The organism is uncultured Mailhella sp. (assembly GCF_963931295.1).
Taxonomy (GTDB): Bacteria; Desulfobacterota; Desulfovibrionia; order Desulfovibrionales; family Desulfovibrionaceae; genus Mailhella.
In genome coordinates this window covers 1,920,897-1,937,427 of record NZ_OZ007001.1, presented here as the reverse complement: position 1 = coordinate 1,937,427, position 16,531 = coordinate 1,920,897, and the positions used below count along the sequence as shown (strand labels likewise).

The following is a 16,531-nucleotide window of genomic DNA, read 5'->3' as shown; positions in this document are numbered from 1 at the left end:
AAAGGCGTTTTGTTTTGGAACACCGGCCGCCGGAAACGCCGTTTCTTCGTCTCCGCGCCGCGAAAATCCGCTCGAACTTTTAGACCATCCAGCTCGTTTCCAGATGCGGCATGGCCTCGAAGGCTCCCCACTTCTTTTTGAAGAAGGCAATGCCTCCGTCTATGCCGAGGCCCAGATTCAGCACGCTCTGCCCCCGGCGCACGGCTTCGTCGGCCAGCGCCTGCACCAGCGCGTCGCTCACGCCCGGAGGACAGTCGTCCTGCCGGAAGGCGAACATGTAGAACGCCGTGCTGAGCGCGCTGTAGTCGCCCACGGCCAGCGCCAGCAGCCTGCCCGACGCCGACCGCGCGCCGAAGAGCACGGCCTCGGGCGACGCCTTCACGTACGCCCCCACTTTGCCGAAAATATGCCTCGTGCCCGGAGCGAGCGTGCGCACCTTGAGATAGTGATCCACCAGCGCGTCGTGTTCCGACCCCCACTCTTCCACGCCCACCACAGCCTCGCGCCGGGCGCGGTTCAGCATGTTGCGCAGCTTCTGCCCCGGAGCATGCGGCACGTTCACGCACCACCAGGCGTCGCGCTCCACCACGGCCTTGTCCGGCGCAGATGCCGGAACCACGGGAGCCAGCACGGTGATGCGCCGCAGATTCGGCATGGCCAGCGCGCAGGCCACGGCGCTCTCCAGCCTGTCCGCGTAGGCCGCGCTGTGCAGGCCGCAGGAGGCGAGCTCGTCCTGCGCGGGGAAGGCCACCAGCGTGCAGCTGTCGGTCGTGGTCCAGGCGGCAAAGCCCTCGCAGGAGCGCAGCGTGCGGCCGGAAACCGCGCGCACGTAGGCGGGAATCTGTTCCGGCACGACGGCCCGCGCGCCGAGATCGGCGAGCGCCCTGCCCGAAGACGGGCCGCGGGAGGAAGAGCGCGCCGCATGACCGGAAGGCTCGTTGCGCAGCGCGGAGGATCGAATGTTTTCCGGAGCCTTTTCCCACGTCGGCGCGTCGGGATTGCCGGGCAGCACCACGGAATCGTCGCGCCGTATCCAGGCGGAAAAGCGATGTTTCCACGTGGGCAGCACGCGCGTCACGGTAAAGCCGTCTTCGGCTAGCATGTGCCGCAGATTGATCATGTGGGCGGCACCCACGAACACCGCCGTTCCGCCCCGCTCGATGTACGGCCGCATGCGCTCGCGGAAGCGCTGATCGCGCACGCTGATGATGGTGCCCGTGCGCGTGGGAAATTCAGCGCTCGTGCCCATCATGCCCATGAGATCGCCCGCCAGATACCGCGAACGATTGCTGTTCATGAGCTTCGGCCAGAAGGAGCACTCCTTCATGAACTTTACGATGCGCGTCATGGGCGCCGACTCCAGCGAGGCTATCTGCTCGGCAAGGCTTTCCATGCCCATGACCGACTTGCCCATGTCGAGCGCGATGTTCCACACTTCGAGATCCACGGAATTCGTCCAGCCGTTGCGTTCGAGATACGACGTCCAGAGCGAGAAGAACGCGTACCACTGACGGCTTTCGGCCAGCACCTGCCGCACGTCGATGCTGCGTTCCTGCTGCACGCCCGCAAGCCTTGCCCAGAAGCCTTCGGGACCGTACACCATGCGCTCAAGGCGACGCACGTCCTCTTCCGAAAGAAACTGCGCCACGCGCGGGGCGTCCGGTTCCGGGGAACGGCCGATGCGCGCCACCTCGTCCATGCTGTCCGAGTCGATGGGGCCTTCCAGAAGCACGGTGTCCACGTTTTCAAAAAGACGACGCAGCGAATGCTCGAAGGAATAGCAGAAAAAGTGCGCCGAACCGCCTATCCAAGACGTGCGTCCGTTCTTGTCGAGACGCCAGAGCATGGCGCACGGCCGCTGCTCGGGAAGGGAATCGAAGAACTTCCAGCGCGACATCTCGTAGTTGCCCGACGACGTGCCTATGCTGATGGCAAGATACGCCGCCATGTCGAAAAATCCGCCCGATCCCGAAGCTTCCTGCCACACCGCGAGCTCGTAAGGCGCGCCCTGCACACCGCCCCATTTTTTCTTGAAGCGGGTGATGCCCTCGTTCACGCCGAGCCCGAGCAGCACGGTCTGCTTGTCTTCCGCCCGGGCGCGCTCCAGCATTTCGGCAAAAAGCAGATCGGGCGCATGCGGCACGTAATGCGTTTTGGAATGCGCGCCGAGCACGTAGCTCACATGATGCGGCAGGGAATAGTCCATGAGCAGACAGGCGGCAAGCTGCCCCTCGGCGTCCCAGGCGTTCAGAAGGCGCAGATCCGCCGGCCCCTGGAGCGCGGCGGCCGTGCCCGAATACAGCTGACGTATGCGCGGCGGCAGCGGCATGCGTCCCATGAATTCCGCCCAGAGCCGGCGATGCTCCGGCGTGAATTCGCGCGTTTCGTCCACTAAAAGACGTTCGCGGGCGTGCCGCACCGGGCCGCGAAGCCTGGGCGGCACCGGAGACGACGCATCCAGCGTGTAGTACACGTCCCTGTCCTCCACATGACTTTCCAATCGCTCCGGCATCTCCGGAGCAATGGCAAAGCAGTCGGAAGGCTTCACCTTGCGGACGGCTTCATCCAGCGCGGATTCAAAACGCCCTACGGAAAACTCTCCCTCCTGCGGATAGCCTATGGCCATGAGCCAGTCGTCGGCCGTCACGAAAATGAAGCTGTCCAGCTCGAAAGAACGACCTGCCGAAATGGCCTCCAGAAGACGCCGGGAATGCTCGGGAACAATGACTGCGGACATGGAAGACTCCTTGGGCACGCTTGTGACGAATATGCCATATCCCTGTTTGCCGGTAAAGCGGCCCCGCGCAACGCCGCAGCGATTCATTATTGTTTCGCCGCGCCCGTTCGCACGCCCGCCTTCGGCACGAGGCCGGGCGCATTCAGCCCTTTCCGGGAGCCGCACGACGCCTCCGAGCTCCGCCGCCTTTTCCGTTTTCAGGCCCCAGCAGCGAAACAATTCCGTACCTTATCTAATTTGTTGAACAACTTGCCTTTTTCCTGCGGAAGCCTACATTGTACCGGTACGGCGAGGCCTGCGCTTTCGGGCGCGGTCCTTCTTATTTCCGATAAAAAGCGAGGCTCGCATGTTTGAAAACGTTGTTCTCGGCAGACGCTGCAGCGACAAGGACTTCCGGACGCAGGCCCCCGAACTGCGCATGAAACTCTTTGACGCGCAGCGGCAATGCATCTACCGCAAGATTCCCCTGCTCGTCATCGTCGACGGCGTCAACGGCGCAGGGCGCGGAGCCGTCATCAACCTGCTGTCGGAATGGATGGACAGCAAGCACGTTCACAACCACGTGTTCTGGATGGAAACCGACGAAGAGCGTGAACGCCCGCTCGACTGGCGCTTCTGGCGGCGACTGCCGGCGGCCGGCTCGACCGGCGTGTTCTTCGGCGGCTGGTACGGCCTTGAGCTGCGCCGCTTCTGCACGAAAGACATGAGCGAAGCGGAATTCACCGCCCACATGCATCACTGCCGCGGCCTGGAGGAAAGTCTGGCCGCGTCGGGCATGGCCATCGTCAAGATCTGGCTGCATCTGGACAAAAAGGAGCACGACGAGCGCCTCAAGAAGCGGCTGGCTCACAAGGAAGTGCTTCACTTCACGCCCTACGACAAGAAGGTTTCCGAAAACTACGACGGTCTGGCCGAAGCCGCCTCGCGCGCCATCACCCTGACCGACCGGGCCTTCGCGCCCTGGACCATCGTGGACGCCGCGGACGCGAACTATCGCAACCTTGCCGTGGCCCGCGCCGTGATCGCCGCCGTGGAACGGACCGCGGCCGAGCAGGACGCCAGGGCCGCGCGCCTGAAGAATCAGAACGACGCGGAACAGGAAAACGTGGTCTCCACGCTGGACGCCATCGATCTGAGCGCCAAAGCCGATCCCGACGCCTACAAAAAGGAGCTGGCCGACCTGCAGCAGGAACTGCACGAACTCACCTATCACGCCTGGCGCCGGGGGATTTCCAGCACGCTCGTCTTCGAGGGCTGGGACGCCGCAGGCAAGGGCGGATGCATCCGCCGCCTCATGGACGGCATCGACGCCCGCATCAGCCGCGCGATTCCCATCGGGGCGCCCACGGACGAAGAGCTGGCGCATCACTATCTGTGGCGCTTCTGGAGGCACGTGCCCCGCGCCGGATTCATCACCGTGTACGACCGTTCGTGGTACGGCCGCGTGCTCGTGGAGCGGGTGGAGAAGCTCACGCCCCGCGAAGACTGGAGCCGCGCCTTTGCGGAAATCAATCTCTTCGAGGAGCAGCTCACAAGCGGCAACAACGTGCTGATGAAGTTCTGGCTGCACATTTCCCCCGAGGAACAGCTGCGCCGTTTCAGGGAGCGGGAAGTCACCCCGTGGAAACAGTACAAGATCACGCCCGACGACTGGCGCAATCGGGAAAAGTGGCCCGAATACGTGCGCGCCGCGGATGAAATGTTCCTGCGCACCAGCACGGAGTATGCGCCCTGGCGCATCGTGGCCGCCGAAGACAAAAAGAACGCCCGTCTCACCGTGCTGCGAGCCTATCGCGACGCGCTGAAAAAGGCGCTCAAAAAACCCGACGGAAAAAAACACGGCAAAAAATAATGCCGACGGTCCGCATTCGGCGCAAACGCCTGCGGCACAGGGATTCGGCCGGGCTTTTCATTTTAACTCCCCATTTTGTTTGCGCTTTTTCTTGCTTCCCCCTGCAATAACAGGTAAGGTGCGGAGAACGCGCAAGTTTCTGTAAACTTCAAAGGAGGCAACATGCCTGAAATCTCTCGTGAAAAAAGCCAGTTACTGGATGAAGTCAATAATCTTTCCGCCCAGATGAAGGAAATTGCCTCCGCCATTTTCGCCGAACCCGAACTGGGTTATCAGGAATTCAAGTCTTCCGCCCGTCTTGCCGATTTTCTTGAATCCAACGGCTTCAAGGTGGAACGCAATCTGCTCGACATGCCCACGGCCTTCCATGCCGTGTACGGCTCCGGCGAAGGCCCGCAGGTGGCCTTCCTCGCCGAATTCGACGCCCTGCCCGGGCTCGGCCACGCCTGCGGACACAACCTCTTCGGCACGGCGGCCTGCGCCGCCGGCATAGCGCTGGCCCGCCATCTTCCCGCAGGAACCGTTCACGTGTTCGGCACGCCCGCCGAAGAAGGCAACGTTCGGGACGCCGGCGGCAAGGTGCCCATGGCCGACGCGGGCCTCTTCGATCACATGGACGCCGTCATTGCCGCCCACGCCGAAGGGCGCACCATTCTCAAGCAGCAGCTCATTTCCCGCGCCAACCTGGAAATGGACTTCAAGGGCAAGGCCGCTCACGCCGCCGGCGCGCCTGAAAAGGGCATCAACGCCATGGACGCCGCCGCGCTCGCCGTCATGGGCATCAACAGCCTGCGCCAGCACATGACCCCCGACGTGCGCATTCACGGCCTGCTCACCGACACCGGCACCTCCATCAACACCATTCCCGAATTCGCCCGCCTGCGCTACGGCGTGCGCGCCCGCAAGCCCGAAACCCTCGACAACGCCATCGAACGCGTGGTCAACTGCGCCCGCTGCTGCGCCATGGCTCTCGGCTGCCAGTTCTCCTACCGCCATTCCGCGCATCCCTACTACACCATGCGCCACAACATGCCGCTGCTGCACGCCTTTGCCTCCAACCTCGATCTGCTCGGGGAAAGCTACATCGACGAAGTGTCCAGCAGCTATTCCACCGACATGGGCAACGTCAGCTTCAAGGCGCCGTCCATCCATCCCTACATCTCCATCGGGGGCGCGCACCTCGTCGGACACACTCCCGCCTTTGCCGAAGCCTGCAACGGAGAAGGAGGCTTCAAGGGCATGCTTCTTGCGGCCCGCTCCATGTGCCTCACCGGCTACGACGTACTCACCAACGAAGCGCTGCGCAAAGAGGTTCGTCAGGCATTTGAAAACCTTGACGACCTTAACTAATACACCTATCCAGTAATTCCCCCGTGCATCACGGCGCGGATTCCTCCGCGCCGTGATGCTGCGTATAAAGGCCGTCCCATCCGCAACACGCCCAAGGAGCTTGAGCCAATGGCTAAAGAACAGATTGAAAACCTTACCGGCATTCTCGGCTTCATCGAACGAGCCGGCAACAGACTGCCGCATCCCGTCACCATATTTCTGATCCTCACGCTGGTCGTCATGGTGCTTTCCTACCTGCTGCAGGGCATCACCATGGTGGATCCAAAAGGCAAAACCCTGGTCGTGCAGAGCCTTGCCTCCGTGGACGGCCTGACCTGGTTCCTCAAAAACTGCGTGGACAACTTCGTCCGCTTCAAGCCCCTGGGCCTCGTGCTCGTCATGATGCTCGGCCTCGGCGTGGCCGAAGAAGTCGGCCTGCTCTCCGCCGTGCTGCGCGCCACCATTCTCAGCGCTCCCCGCAGCATGGTGACCGCCATCATCGCCTTCTGCGGCGTCATGGGCAACATGGCCTCCAGCGCGGCCTTCGTGGTGGTGCCGCCTCTCGGCGCCATGATCTTCAAGGGCCTCGGCCGCAATCCGCTGGCCGGTCTCGCCACGGGCTTCGCCGGCTGCGCCGCCGGCCTCAACGCCAACCTCCTGGTCGTGGGCACCGACGTGGGCCTTGCCGCCATCACCCAGCAGGCCGCCCAGATCATCGATCCCAACTTCACCGTGCATCCCGCCGTCAACTGGTACTTCATGTCGGCTTCTACCTTCATCGTGACGGCCGTCATCGTCTTCCTTACGGAAAAATTCGTCGAACCCCGTCTCGAAGGCGTGGCCATGCACGATGGCGCGCTGGGCAGCGAAGACATGACCGTGACCCCCGAAGAACGCCGCGGTCTGCGCGCCGCCCTCATCGGCGGCATCGTCTACATCTGCCTCATTCTGCTCACCGTGGTGCCCGAACACGGCATCCTGCGCAATCCCAAGACGTTCAGCATCGTCCCCTCCCCCTTCCTCGACTCCCTCGTGCCCATCCTGCTGGTGTTCTTCCTCGCCGTGTCCATACCCTACGGCGTGAGCACCAAGGTCATCCGCAACGACAAGGACGTGGTCCGCTTCATGGGCAAGGCCATGAAGGAATTCTCCTCCTTCATCGTGCTCTGCTTCGCGGCCGGTCAGTTCGTTTCCAGCTTCGCCTACACGCATCTGGACATGTATCTGTCCATTCAGGGCGCGGCCTTCCTCAACAACACCGGCTTCTCCGGCATTCCGCTCGTGGTGAGCTTCCTCATTCTCACCGCCTGCATCAACTTCTTCATCGGCAGCGCCATGGCCAAGTGGGCCCTGCTCGCCCCCATCTTCGTGCCCATGCTCATGCAGACGCAGCTCTCGCCCTACTTCGTGCAGGCCGCCTACCGCGTGGCCGACTCCACCACCAACGCCATCTCTCCGCTTGAGCCCTTCATGGCCTTCATCATCGGCGTGGCGCAGAAATACGCCAAAAACGTAGGCCTCGGCACCATCATCTCGCTCATGCTTCCCTACGCGCTCGGCATCCTGTTCTTCTGGGGCCTCTTCCTCATCTTCTGGATGGAAATGGATCTGCCTCTCGGCCCCGGCGCTCCCGTTTTCCTGTAGATCACCCCTTCCCTCCTTTGCGGATAACGTTGTACGATCGTCCGCGAAGGAGGGATTCGCATGTTCGCCGTCCGGCGCAGAACCGCGTTCCCGCCGACGGCTCCCGCGTTTCCGACACGTTTCGTCAAAATCAACTCAGGAGGCCATGTGAAATACTTCGACTTTGAAATCATGGGACTCAAGCGCAAGCTTCCCTTCGTCCAGATCGGAGAAAATCTTGCTCTTGCCAGCTTCGTCGTACTTTCCGACACCGAACTCATCCAGACCGTCGCCCCCGAGCTCATGAAGCGTCTGCCCGAGGTGGACGTGCTCATGACCGCCGAAGCCAAGGGCATCTGCCTCACCTACGAAATCAGCCGCCTCATGGGCATGAAGGATTTCGTGGTGGCCCGCAAGAGCCGCAAGCCCTACATGCAGAACCCCATTTCCCACTCCGTCTTCTCCGTGACCACCCAGAAGGAACAGACCCTCTGGCTCGACGGCTGCGACGCCGATAAAATCCGCGGCAAGCGCGTGGCGCTCATCGACGACGTCATCGCCACCGGCGAATCCATCGAAGCCATCGAATCCCTGGCCCGCTCCGCCGGCGCCGAGGTGGTGGCCCGCGCCGCCATTCTGGCCGAACTGCAGTCCGTCCACCGCAAGGACATCATCTATCTGAAGGAACACTACGTCTTCCGTCCCAATCCCGACGGCACCTACACCCCCATCGACAAACTCGACTAGCGTTCTTCTTTCCGACGGCCGTCCGCAGCGAGGACAACCTGCACGGCTTTTCCGTCCGCTTCTCCGGGCGGCCGTCCGGCAACAACTCCCCTTTCCCGCCTCGCAGGTCGGTCGACGCAACGCTCCGCCCGGCTTCCTGAAACGCCGACTTCCGCACCTGCACCCTCGCGCTCCCTTTCGAGTTCCGAAAGCGGACGCACTCTTCACGCTTACACTGTGTTTTGAATAATATCCAATAATTCAAGGAGATTATCAACATGGATACGGAGATGTCCTCCACATTTCCCATGGTCAGGGACGTTCCCTACATGGGCGTCATCTGGGTTGTTCACGAGGCCTCTAAGCTCGGCTTCTGGAACGGAAATCCCGACTGGTGCAACCTCGGTCAGGGACAGCCCGAAGTCGGCGACATGCCCGGCGCGCCCGAACGCATCCATCACATCGACATTGATCCCGCCGATCATGCCTACGGCCCGGTGGGCGGCACCGGCGAAGTGCGCGAAGCCATTGCCGACATGGTCAACAGAACCTATCGCCGCGGCAAGTCGAAGTACACGGCGGACAACGTCAGCTTCGCAAGCGGCGGCCGTCTGGCCCTCACCCGCCTCTACACCATTCTGGCCGACGGCGCGCGCATAGCCTACAAAAATCCCGACTACACAGCCTACGAGGACTATCTCTACAGCCTCCGCAACCGCTGCGTGCTGCTTCCCATCCGCGCCAGGGAGGAAGACGCCTTCTCCATTCCCGCAGAAACGCTGGAAAGCTTCATTCATCAGGAACGCGCCAACGTCTTTGTGTTTTCCAATCCCTGCAACCCCACGGGCGAAATCATTTCCGGCGAGACCCTGGACAGCTATGTGGCCACGGCCCGCAGGGAAAACTGCCTCATCGGCAGCGACGAATTCTATTCCCACTTCATCTACAATCCCGACGGCTCTCCCGCGTCCGGCCCCGTTTCCGCGGCGGAATTCGTGGAAGACGTGGACAAGGATCCCGTCGTCATTTTCGACGGCCTCACCAAGAGCCACCGCTATCCCGGCTGGCGCGCCGGCTGGGCCGTGGGCCCGAAGCACATCATTGAAATGCTGAACCGCGCGGCCAGCGCCGTGGACGGCGGTCCTTCCATGCTCTCCCAGCGCGCCACCCTCGCGGCCCTCGAACCTTCCCGCGTGGAGCAGGAAACCACCGCCCTGCGCGCCGAATTCGCCTACAAGCGCAAGCTCATGCTCGACGGCCTCGCCGAACTCGGCATCCGCCCGGCGGCCGAGCCCCGCGGCACCTTCTACGTGTGGGCCTGCATCCGCGACCTGCCAGCGCCCCTCAACGACGCCGACGCCTTCTTCCACGCCTGCCTCGCCCGCAAGGTCATGACCGTGCCCGGCCGCTTCTTCGACGTGCGCCCCTACCGGACCCGTCCCGCCGAAGAACCCTACCGCTCCTGGGTGCGATTCTCCTACGGTCCCTCCCGCAATGTGGTGAAAACCGGCATCGAACGCATCGCCGCGCTCATCCGCGAGCATCGCTGATCAGGGCGCGGTTCTGACAGCCGTCAGACACCGCAAAAAACAAAGCGCGCCGCCGCGCTCTGGAACATTCTTCCGGCGCGGCGGCTTTCCCTTCTCCGCAACAAGGATGCTCCCGCGGCGACGCGCGCAAAGTTTCCTGAAGCCGCGCCGAAGGCGCGATCGACGCGGAGGCGCAATGTTCCAAACTACGCCGCGCTTTCGCTCCGGCCCGCGCCGCTTGACGCCCGCCGCCTCAAAAGGTTAATTCCGGCATCGGCCCTTTCCTTCAACCGTGTGCTTGAAAACCACGTAAAAAACAAGTCATGAAAGCTACCGTCTCCCTCTCGTTCATGCTGCTCGGCGTCGTGTTCTGCGCCTGTCTCGTGGCCTCGAATCTTCTGGAAACCAAGATCCTCCAGTTCGGCCCCGTCACCATCACCGCCGGATTCCTGGTCTTTCCCATCTCCTACATCATCAACGACTGCATTGCCGAAGTCTGGGGCTTCCGCAAGGCGCGGCTCATCATCTGGCTGGGCTTTGCCGTCAACTTCGCCATGGTCGCCCTGTTTCAGCTGGCCGTGGCCCTGCCTGCCGCTCCCTTCTGGGAAGGCGACGCCGCCTTCCGCTTCATCTTCGGTCTGGCCCCGCGCATCGCTGCCGCCAGCCTCGCCGCCTTTCTCCTCGGCTCCTTTCTCAACGCCTACGTCATGAGCCGAATGAAAATCGCCAGCCGCGGCAAACACTTTTCCGCCCGCGCCGTGCTCTCCACCCTCGCGGGAGAAAGCGCAGACTCCCTCATCTTCTTTCCTCTGGCCTTCGGCGGCCTCGTGCCCGCGCAGGAACTTATCAAGATGATGGCCATTCAGATTTTCGCCAAAACGGCGTACGAAATCGTCGTGTTGCCGGTCACCATCCGCGTGGTGAACTTCCTCAAGAAAATCGAAGAATCAGACGCCTACGACACGGATATTTCCTACAATATTCTGAAAATCCGGGAAATTTAAAAACGCGCTCAATGCGCTTCCCGCGGCGTTTTTTGCCGCATGCGTGGACAGCGCCTGCGGCGCGGCGTACTGTAGGAAGGCAATCCCGCCACAAGGAGTTCGACATGAAGATCGTCACGCTTCTGGAAAACACCTCGTCCGACGAACGCCTCACCGCCGAGCACGGTCTGAGCCTCTACATCGAAACGGAAAAGCACCGCATTCTCTTCGACACAGGACAGACGGACGCCTTTGCCCGCAACGCCGTGCATCTGGGCGTAGATCTGCGCCTTGTGGACATGGCCGTCGTGTCCCACGGGCACTACGATCACACCGGAGGTCTGGCCCGCTTCCTCGCCGTGAACGAGCACGCCCCCGTCTATGTGCATCGCCGCGCCTTTGAACGTCACCTCGCCGCAGACGATCGGGAAATAGGCATGGCCCCCTCGCTGGCCGGGCATCCCCGCATCGTGCCGACGGACGACGTTCTGTCGCTGGACGACGACATGTGGCTTTGCTCCTGCAACGAAAAAGCGCGGCCCTTTCCCTCGTACAGCCAGGATCTGCTCATGGTGCGCGATGGGCATCCTGAGCCTGACGACTTCACGCACGAACAGTATCTCTGCCTCCGGGAACGCGGACGGCTCGTGGTCATCAGCGGCTGTTCCCACAAGGGCATTCTGAACATCGTACAGTGGCTGCGGCCCGACGTGCTCGTGGGCGGATTCCACTTCAGGTCGCTGAAATCCGATCAGCAGAGCCGGGCAACGCTCGATTTCGCCGCCCGGCACCTGGCAGAGTTTCCGACCGAGTATTACACCTGCCACTGCACGGGACTCGGCCCGTTTGAATATCTGAAACAGACGCTCGGCGACAGGCTCCATTACCTTTCCTGCGGCTCGCGCATCTCGCTTCCCTGACAAGGAGAAGGCACCAGGAAAGCAGCTGCGGCAACGGCCCCGCCGAACCGCAGAGGCGACGGAAGGGGCTCCCGACGCAGAACGCGGAATCCCTTTTCCTCAAAATCAGCCTCCCGGCCGTGCCGTTCTCCGAGCCCGAACCGCCGGAACATTTAATGCAAAAGCCCGCCGCCTTTCACGACTGCGGGCCCGGATGGCGTCGGCAAAAAAAACGTTTCCTTCCCCAGAGGACAGAAACAGCGGCGCAGGAGAGACGCCTAGCTCAGCAGGTGCATTTTGGAATCCCGCTCGGAAATCTTCCTGACCGGCTTTGCAGGAACGCCGAGGGCCAGCCATCCTGCGGGAATGTCGTGCGTGACCACGCTGCCTGCGCCCACGACCGCGCCCTTTCCTATGGTCACGCCGTCGATGACGGAAACATTGGCCGCCAGCCAGACGTCGTCTTCAATATGAATTTCTCCCGCGAACTCCGACGTGGACACGTGGCCGTCAGGATAGGTCATGCGTATGCGCTCATCCGCAATGAGGGGATGGTTGGAACAGAGAAGGCTGACGTTGGGTCCGAACATCACATTGTTGCCGATGACGACTTTCCCGTCGTCAAAGATGAGCAGATTGAAGTTCGCAAAAAAGTTGTCGCCGATGAACGTGTGGCAGCCGTAATTAAACTGGACGGGCCCCTGAAAGTAATAATTCCTGCCGATGCTCCCTATGAATTTTTGTATGAGCGGCAGCCTATCAGGATCATATTCATCCATGGCGTTGAACTTCCGGCACAGCTCGTGCGCCACATGCTTGATGTCCTTGAGTTCCCGACATCTCGCATCAAAAAGCCTTCCTGCAAAAATCTTTTCTTCTTCCGTCATAGTCGCCTCTTCTCCGGCATGCTCCAGAAAAAACGCCGCCCGGGCCTCACGACGCTGCCGCCTCATGCCGCGGCTTCGGCAGAGAAACGCCATGAGAGAGCGCAAGGCAGCGCGGAAAAAGGAAAGCCCCACAAAGCAGTTGAGGCTTCATGAGGCTTTATGCGCGTCTGTTGGCACGTATAGGAATCAAATATATAATATAACATATTGATATTACATATATTTAAAAAATAATATATCAAATATACCAACATTAATACCAACATTTTCTAATCTATCCCACTAGGCAGGGCCATTCCATTTCTAACCCAATAAAACAGAAAGACGAGTTTCTGGCTTCGAGCTATGACCTCTATGCTGCTCATTACGCAACAATATAATCCCAGAGTGTGAAAGCCTGATGGCGCACGCTAAGGAAAGTACCTCTCGAAGACCCTATAACCGTGCTCAATATCTTGATGAAAGACAAAAAATGATGCATAATTAGACAAATTATTTGTGTGACTGCGCGAGCAGGTCTTACAAAATATAAAAAAGGAAACCACCATGAATGAATATGAAGAGGAAGATTTTAACTGGAACGATGAGAGCGAACCTTTTGCAAAGTATACACCTGAAAAATTTTACGCGATTCTATGTGAACATGAAATCGACTATAAAGAACGTGAAATTCCTGTAAAACTTATTTTTAATGAAATTAATATAAAGGTAATAACACTTCTTAAATTTTTAAATAAAACAAAAGGATATGATAGAATAAAAACAAATCGAGAATTAGAATTTATACAGGCATATAATGAATATTGTGATTTCCATAATCCTGTAGAAATTTTTAATTATTTTAAAGAAGATGATATTAATACATTAACAATGGATATATCAGATTGGAGCAACTGGAAACAAATTCATTGTATATCAAAAAAGAAAACTTATTTATTTGATGAAAGTGATACCGATAAAGAAATCGTTACTGATGAATATTTGGAAATAAAAGATGAGTTTGAAAGATGCTCAGAATGCCCTATTGTAGACGAATTAAATCGTCTACGAGATGAATTAGTTACTTATAAAAATCAATTAAAAGCAAGAATTGAAAATGAAAAAAAATTATATATAGAAGGAAACGGATTATGCACAACTGTAATAAAAATGAGAAAAGATGGAGACTCCGACAAAAAAATTGCTAAACATTTAGAATCTCAATATGGCATATCAAAAGCGATGATAGGAGCCCTACTCTATCATGTAACTGATGGTATAGTATCTTCTGAAGCAATCAGAAAATATGGTGTGAGAATGTGTGATGGTGAAAAAGATTAAGAAATTGAATTTATATTAAACTTGTATAATGCTTCGTACCGTCGAAAATTTTTTATAAATGGTTCTGTTTTGGACAGAAGATAGATAATATCCTAATTACGCAATAAAAAAACGGAAAGCAATAAATATATCATTGTTGATGGTTGGCATAGATTTGAAGCACACAAACAAGCAGGACTGTCCCAAATTTACGCTATTTTGTTGAGCTATGATGAAGCTGTCGAATGTGGCCTCAAAGCTAACATTGTGCGCACAGAGCACAACTGCATGGAAAAAAGTGATGCAATAGATAGACTTTATAAAAAACGGAAAGAGAAAGATGAAAACTATACCCATAAACAATTGGGACTAGAATTGGGACTGGCAGAAGGTTCAATTTCTGACTATTATGCACTTCAAACTCTTCCTGATGAAATAAAAGAAAGAGCTCGTAATGACTCGTTGCTATCTGTTATCACCATGCGCAGCATAGCTAGAAATAAAGGTTCAAAGGAAGAAAAAATAAAACTTTATAATGCTCGTTTGGAAAAAGCTCAAAAGCGAAATGCAAAGGCTGCTCAAATAAAAGAAAAAGAAATTTATGAAAATAACACTTCTAGAAAAAAGAGATACTTAACGCAACTTGAAAATTTTGGTAAACGGATTAAGGAATTTTCAAATCTCTATGAACATATGGTAAGCAATAATAAAATAAAGTCAGATGATAGCTTCATAGAAGCTCGTGATAGATTAAAAAATGAAATTAATAAACTTCTAAATTCTTTGGAAGAAAAATAATAAAAAAGAGTTGCTGAGATTGCCGCTCCTTTTTTTAATTTATAGAAATTATTATTCAATACAAATTCTAGTATAGTCTTTTTATGAAAAATAACTTTTATTTTCTATAATGATAAATATGATAAAATAGAATAAAAAAGATAAACTATGTCCAAAAAGAAACTTCAATTTTTAGTCTCAGAAGAGATGTTTAAACAGTTTGAAAATATTCGCAAAACTCGCTTTTCATCCACAGCCAAGCAAACACTATTACATAGTATCTTGTCTGAATGGCTCTCTTTTCAACTAAGGGGAAGGTAATACTTTTTAATCATAACTTCATAAAAAACTAGAGCTAGAAATTTCTATGTAATCATACTATATGCTCAATTTTATTTCTAATATCATTATAAATATCAACTACAGGTTTAATTGCCCTCTGTTCTTTCTGATGTGCCTCTTCCGATGAATACAAAATTCTATACTTTCCGAATGAACCTGGAATATCAATCTTACGATAATACTCTGTAAACGATTCAGTTCTATCCATAAAAAATTTATTAATAAAAACATCATAAGTATCTTCTTTTAGATGAATTATTATAGGAAATCTTCTATAAGATTGACGTCTATCTTCATTTCCAGAAAGTGTATCAAGAAATTCATCATAGGGCTGAACTGAGTGCACTATGTTTATTCGATTTGTGAGTTTTATAGATGAATATTTAACATTCACTGAAATTGCTGAAGGATGAACATCGAATATATTATATATCAGTCCAATATCATTATTAAAACGTGATAATAAACTCTCTGCACGCATATCATTCCATATAATAACTTCTTGCTGTAAATAGTTTTCAAACATCGTTTTTGGAGAACCTATTGTATGATATATATACTCATCCTTTGATTTATTATTGTAAATAGCACGCGCTAACGCTTTAGCAAAGCAATCTTTTCCAGAAGATGAATCTCCATAAATATAAATATTATACCTAGTCGAAGGCACTGGTTTATGATTCAAATAGTCCTTATATAACCTAATAAGCTTATCCATATTTTCAGCATAAAAATACCTATCAATCTCTCTACATTCATCTGGATGCATGCCGTTTAAGACACCTGTAAAAAAATATTCTCTTTTCTTCTTCTTAGAGATATGATTTAATTCATTTCTAAAGTTAATATTTGTTTTTAATTCACTATCGTCATAGCGATGCTTATTTAACCTAACAGACTCCTCATCTTCATGAAGCATATATTTAATAATATATATTATACTTCCTTCTGATTTATCTATAAAATTATCACCTATTCCAAACCATGATGCAACTGAAGATAATGGTATTCTGTTATCTTTACAATAAATAGCAATATGCCAATGAGCATCTTTAAACTTTTTTAATCCATCATCACTGTCTTCTCCACAACCCACTTCATCTATTTCCTTATCATGTAAAATATAAGCCCAACTAGTAATCGTTTTATATCGATTTAAAACATTTTTAATCTTATCTTCAGAAAGATATGATTGCTTTGTTACAATATGAAAGCCCCTAGCCTTAATTAAATTATTTTTCATCATATATATTCCTTTACTCATTATACTCATTTGATATATACAAGCCCATTAGAATCATATTTACTTATATTCCAATAGCTTTCATAATAAAATACTCATACCCAGCTTATATAGCGACTTTTTCATGTTGCTCAATAAATGAGTCCAAAACTTCAAGTCGCCACACTGTACACCTAGTCCCAAATTTAATACCCTGTGGAATTTTTCCCTGAGCCACCCATCGCCAGAATGTGCTTTCGCCAATTCCCAGATATGTTGCGGCCTCTTTCGCCCTGACCATTTTCTGATTGCTGTTTCTTTCCATT

General features: G+C 54.6%; 13 protein-coding genes. 9 read left to right on the top strand and 4 right to left on the bottom strand.

Going from position 1 to position 16,531, the window contains the following annotated elements:
* Nucleotides 1–79 precede the first annotated feature (79 nt).
* A complete protein-coding gene (locus tag ABGT79_RS08075) occupies nt 80–2,737 on the bottom strand; it encodes a TraB/GumN family protein (RefSeq protein ID WP_346665745.1) in 2,658 nt (885 codons plus the stop codon).
* 346 nt (nt 2,738–3,083) lie between these two features.
* Here ABGT79_RS08075 and pap point away from each other — a divergent pair, with 346 nt between their 5' ends.
* The 7 genes from pap (at nt 3,084) to ABGT79_RS08040 (ending at nt 11,699) form a co-directional block, all read left to right on the top strand.
* Nucleotides 3,084–4,589 carry a polyphosphate:AMP phosphotransferase gene (gene pap / locus ABGT79_RS08070; protein ID WP_346665744.1) on the top strand — a complete coding sequence of 502 codons (1,506 nt, stop codon included), beginning with the start codon at nt 3,084–3,086 and terminating at the stop codon, nt 4,587–4,589.
* A 162-nt stretch (nt 4,590–4,751) separates the two neighbouring features.
* The gene (locus ABGT79_RS08065) at nt 4,752–5,939 is read left to right on the top strand and encodes an amidohydrolase (RefSeq protein ID WP_294487452.1); all 1,188 of its coding nucleotides are present in this window, start codon (nt 4,752–4,754) and stop codon (nt 5,937–5,939) included.
* A gap of 108 nt (nt 5,940–6,047) precedes the next feature.
* The gene (locus ABGT79_RS08060) at nt 6,048–7,562 is read left to right on the top strand and encodes an AbgT family transporter (protein ID WP_346665743.1); all 1,515 of its coding nucleotides are present in this window, start codon (nt 6,048–6,050) and stop codon (nt 7,560–7,562) included.
* A 147-nt stretch (nt 7,563–7,709) separates the two neighbouring features.
* A complete protein-coding gene (locus ABGT79_RS08055; protein WP_346665742.1) occupies nt 7,710–8,288 on the top strand; it encodes a phosphoribosyltransferase family protein in 579 nt (192 codons plus the stop codon).
* 257 nt (nt 8,289–8,545) lie between these two features.
* The gene (locus ABGT79_RS08050) at nt 8,546–9,817 is read left to right on the top strand and encodes a pyridoxal phosphate-dependent aminotransferase (protein ID WP_346665741.1); all 1,272 of its coding nucleotides are present in this window, start codon (nt 8,546–8,548) and stop codon (nt 9,815–9,817) included.
* A gap of 302 nt (nt 9,818–10,119) precedes the next feature.
* Nucleotides 10,120–10,800, top strand: a complete 681-nt coding sequence (locus ABGT79_RS08045) for a queuosine precursor transporter (protein WP_346665740.1) — start codon at nt 10,120–10,122, stop codon at nt 10,798–10,800.
* Between the two features lie 104 nt (nt 10,801–10,904).
* Entirely contained in the window at nt 10,905–11,699 is a 795-nt protein-coding gene (locus tag ABGT79_RS08040; protein ID WP_346665739.1) for an MBL fold metallo-hydrolase, read from the top strand.
* A 257-nt stretch (nt 11,700–11,956) separates the two neighbouring features.
* Here ABGT79_RS08040 and ABGT79_RS08035 read toward each other — a convergent pair whose 3' ends face one another.
* Entirely contained in the window at nt 11,957–12,565 is a 609-nt protein-coding gene (locus ABGT79_RS08035) for a sugar O-acetyltransferase (protein WP_346665738.1), read from the bottom strand.
* Nucleotides 12,566–13,111: 546 nt separating this feature from the next.
* Between ABGT79_RS08035 and ABGT79_RS08030 the strand changes: the two genes are divergently transcribed.
* Both ABGT79_RS08030 and ABGT79_RS08025 read left to right on the top strand, forming a co-directional pair.
* Nucleotides 13,112–13,885 (top strand): hypothetical protein, encoded by a 774-nt coding sequence (locus ABGT79_RS08030; protein ID WP_346665737.1) that lies wholly within the window; start codon nt 13,112–13,114, stop codon nt 13,883–13,885.
* Between the two features lie 267 nt (nt 13,886–14,152).
* Entirely contained in the window at nt 14,153–14,662 is a 510-nt protein-coding gene (locus tag ABGT79_RS08025; protein ID WP_346665736.1) for a hypothetical protein, read from the top strand.
* Nucleotides 14,663–15,014: 352 nt separating this feature from the next.
* Here the strand turns inward: ABGT79_RS08025 and ABGT79_RS08020 are convergent, their stop codons facing one another.
* A complete protein-coding gene (locus ABGT79_RS08020; RefSeq protein ID WP_346665735.1) occupies nt 15,015–16,229 on the bottom strand; it encodes a Rep family protein in 1,215 nt (404 codons plus the stop codon).
* 103 nt (nt 16,230–16,332) lie between these two features.
* Nucleotides 16,333–16,530 (bottom strand): helix-turn-helix domain-containing protein, encoded by a 198-nt coding sequence (locus tag ABGT79_RS08015; protein ID WP_346665734.1) that lies wholly within the window; start codon nt 16,528–16,530, stop codon nt 16,333–16,335.
* Between the last annotated feature and the right edge of the window lies 1 nt (nt 16,531).